At 73.9% G+C, this 2,458-nt stretch carries 2 protein-coding genes and 1 pseudogene; 1 reads left to right on the top strand and 2 read right to left on the bottom strand.

Translation table 11 applies throughout. The annotated features are described in order from the left end of the window. A partial coding sequence (locus JNW87_RS37625) for an LppM family (lipo)protein (RefSeq protein ID WP_238455359.1) occupies positions 1–671 on the bottom strand: 671 nt, incomplete at its 3' end. 257 nt (positions 672–928) lie between these two features. Here JNW87_RS37625 and JNW87_RS37620 point away from each other — a divergent pair. Beyond that, positions 929–1,348, top strand: a complete 420-nt coding sequence (locus JNW87_RS37620) for an NUDIX domain-containing protein (RefSeq protein ID WP_109805188.1) — start codon at positions 929–931, stop codon at positions 1,346–1,348. A gap of 52 nt (positions 1,349–1,400) precedes the next feature. On the opposite strand, the pseudogene JNW87_RS37615 reads toward JNW87_RS37620, so the two are convergent. Next, a pseudogene (locus tag JNW87_RS37615) lies at positions 1,401–2,335 on the bottom strand (AraC family transcriptional regulator). Between the last annotated feature and the right edge of the window lie 123 nt (positions 2,336–2,458).

Genomic DNA, 2,458 nt, shown 5'->3' with positions numbered 1-2,458 from the left:
GAGGAGGAGCACGCCGCCGGCCACCGGCAGCCACGGGAAGGACGAGCCGTCCCCGGCCGGTGCGGCGCGCCCGCGCCGGAGGCGGACGGCTTCGGCGGCGCCTCGGCCACCGCGCGCAGCTCCGGCGGCTTGGGCTGGTTGGCGACCACCTTCCAGCTCACCGACCGCCCGTTGACCGTGCCGTTGCTGTCGATCACCCGACCCGGGAAGGTCACCGATATCTCGAACGACATCAACTGCATGAACGCCTGCTGGTTCCGCGGATCCTGCTCGGCCACCTTTCCGCCGTATTTCTTGGGGTCGAGCGGAAGGGTGAAGCGGTAGAGATCGCCGTCCCGGACCAGATTCACGCTCTCGCTGGTGAATTCCGCCAGCGGCTTTTCCCGGTACGCGATCTGAATGCCGTAGAAGCGGGAGTCCTCGTACCGGCTCTCGGTGCCGGCAGGGAGCGTGGGGATGTTCTGCCGCAGCTCGGCGAAGGCCGTCGGTATGCCGCCCTTGCGCTGGCTGAGCAGGGACTTCTCGGCGGTCAGCAGGAGTTGGCCGTCGACCGTGTCGTCGGCGTTCACGGTCAGCCCGAGGTTGAGCTGCATGCACCCGCTCAGCGCCGCCACGAGGGCGAGACACACCGCGAGGCGGAATGCCCGACCACGGCCGAGTCTCGTATTCATGGGCACAGTGTGTGTGATCGCCATCACGTCCAGCAGTCAGCGATCAGTCACAAGGCTGTCGCCGATCTTACCGGCCCACCGTCCCTTTCGGCCGAGCCCGGAAAACGCGTGTGATCGATATTCTGAAGGGTTGCCCCTTTCGGAATTCGAGACGGAGATCATTGCTCGTCCGAGGGTCAGCGGCCGCGCGGCAGGGCCGACCGGGCCCGGCCGGGCCGGGGACCGCGGCGGCGGACGTCGGGCAGTAGGTTGGCCCGATGCACCCGATCGCCTGTGTCCTGCTGGTCGACCGCGCCGGGCGGCTGCTGCTCCAGCTCCGCGACGCGCACGCCCCGCACCACCCGAACGTCTGGGGCCTTCCGGGCGGGCACTGGGAGCCGGGGGAGACCATCGACGAGACCGCGCTGCGGGAGCTGTGGGAGGAGACCGGGCTGCGCCCCGACGGGGAGCTGCGGCTCTTCGCCACCCAGGAGCTGCCCGAGATCGACCGGGTCAAGCACTACTTCTGCGGCGCGACGGGGGCCGGGCAGCGGGACGTGGTGCTCGGCGAGGGCGCCGCGATCGTCTTCACCGACCCGACCGAGCTCTTCGACGGCCGGCCGTACACCCCGGGCACGGCGGAGCTGCTCACCCGGTTCCTGGCCTCCCCGGAGTACGCCCGCCTCGCCGCCGACTGACGCCGCCGGCCCGGACCGACGCGCGCCCCGCACCGGCGGTCGAGCCGGGCGGTCACGCCGCCGTGGACCGTTCCCGGTGGGCGCGGGGGCTCACCCCGCGTTCCCGCCGGAACGCCGTGCTCAGCGCGAACGGGCTGCCGTAGCCGACCTGGCGGGCCACCGCGGCGAGCGTCGCGTCCGGCTCGCGGAGCAGGTCGGCGGCGAGCGCCAGCCGCCAGCCGGTCAGGAACGTCATCGGTGGCTCGCGACCAGCTCGGTGAAGCGGCGGGCCAGGGCGGCCCGGGACACCCCGACCTCGGCGGCCAGCCGGGCCACCGTCCACGGGCGGGCCGGGTCGTCGCGCAGCAGCCGCTCCGGGCCGACCACCGGATCGCCGGCCTCCGTGTACCAGGCGGGGGCGGCGCCGGGGCGGTCGAACCAGGTCCGCAGCGCGGTGATCAGCACCAGGTCGAGCAGCCGGTCGAGGACGGCCGCCTGGCCGGGGGAGTCCCGGCCGACCTCCTCCGCCAGCACGCTCACCAACGGGGTCGGCCACTCCTCGGCGCGCACCGTCAGCGCGGCCGGCAGGGCGGCGAGCAGCCGCCGGCTGACCTCGGCGGGCTGCGGGTACGTCCCGGTCAGCAGCACGGTCGACCCCGGCCGGCCGGTGCCCCAGGTGCGGACGCCCAGCCCCGTCGTCTCGGTGAGCGGCTCGCCGTACAGGGTGGTGCAGCGCTGCCCCGGATGGATCACCACCTGCGGGGGCGTGTTCGGATCGTCGGCCACCGTGTAACCGTCCGGCCCGCGCAGCACCGTCACGTCACCGGGCCGCACCGGCACCGGGTCGCCGCCGTCGGGGACGACCCAGGCCGACCCGCGCACCACCGCGACCACGGTCAGCGGCGCCCGGTCCTCGATGCGGAGCGCGAACGGCGGATCGAGCAGCGACCGGAGCAGGAACGCGCCCCGCGCCCGCGGGCCGTCGAGCAGCCCGGTGAGCGGATCCATGCGGCAGATCGTAGCCGTGCGCGCAGGTTCCGGTGCGCCTCGACCTTTCGGGGGTCTCCACTGTGGCCGCTCGACCGGTCGGCGCGACCGCTCGTGCCCGGCAGGCCGGCTCGCGGCGCGCGG

Origin of the sequence: Micromonospora sp. ATA51 (assembly GCF_016802855.1) — a bacterium.
Lineage (GTDB): Bacteria > Actinomycetota > Actinomycetes > Mycobacteriales > Micromonosporaceae > Micromonospora > Micromonospora sicca.
This window is presented reverse-complemented; position numbering and strand designations above follow the sequence as displayed.